Source organism: Microcystis sp. T1-4 (assembly GCF_000297435.1).
In the GTDB taxonomy this organism is placed as follows: domain Bacteria; phylum Cyanobacteriota; class Cyanobacteriia; order Cyanobacteriales; family Microcystaceae; genus Microcystis.
The window spans coordinates 1-1,037 of sequence record NZ_CAIP01000327.1; the positions used below are offsets into that span (position 1 = coordinate 1).

The 1,037-nt window shown below is 45.1% G+C and carries 1 protein-coding gene; it reads left to right on the plus strand.

Going from position 1 to position 1,037, the window contains the following annotated elements:
• Positions 1-1,037, plus strand: a 1,037-nt coding sequence (locus MICAI_RS16855) for a CARDB domain-containing protein (RefSeq protein WP_039900431.1), incomplete at both ends; no start/stop codon positions are given.

Here is a 1,037-nt window from a genome sequence, read left to right on the forward strand (position 1 = left end):
CGTCTTTGGTGTGACCGATAGCGGCGATCAAGTATTTGAATTAGATAATGTTAATAACGTCACTCAAAGTATCAATCAAGTACAAATTGTTTCCCAACCGGCGGATTTAGTTGTCACTGACGCAATTATTCCAACTACGGGAGAAGCTGGTAAGACAATTCAAGTGCAATGGACAGTGAAAAACCAGGGAACTGGGGATACCATTGTTAACAGTTGGAGCGATCGCCTTGTAGTTTCTAACGATGAGGTTTTAGGGGATGCAGATGATCTGACCCTCGCCAGCTTCACCCGCACCGGACTTTTAGCTCCCAATGGTACCTACAGTCGGACTGAAAGTGTTATCTTACCCTTTACCTTAGAAGGCAATTATCAGCTATTTGTCGTCACTGATTCGGCTAATAGCGTTTATGAAGGTAGCAATGAGGGAAATAATGCCTCTAGTGCTTTTCCCCTCACCATCTCTCGTGATACTCCCGATCTCCAAGTTACTAGCATTACTCTGCCAGATACCGTGACTCCCGGACAGCCGCTGACCCTCAATTGGACGGTGGCAAATTTGGGGGTAGGACGGACTAATAGCAATTATTGGTACGATCAGGTTTATTTGTCTTTAGATAAAAATGTCAGCGGTGATGACATTAATTTAGGGTCGGTTTATCGTTCAGGAGCCTTAGAGCCATCAGCAAGTTATAGTGCCACGGGTACTTTCTCCCTTCCTGTTAATTTGAACGGTAGTTACTATGTTCTGGTGCAAACTGACCGGGATAATAACGTTATTGAAGGTACATTTGAGAATAATAACGTTTTAGCCAGCGATAGTACCAGTGGAGGCGGTTCGGGAACCGGAACTTTACCGATTACTCCCGCTCCTTCTGCTGATCTGGCTGTCACTGCCGTGGATGCGCCGGAACAGGGAATTGCCGGACAATCTCTGAGTTTAACTTGGACGGTTGTTAATAATGATGCCAATACGGGTCAAAGTTGGTATGATGCCGTTTATCTATCCCGTGATCAAGTATTTGATCGCAACAGCGATA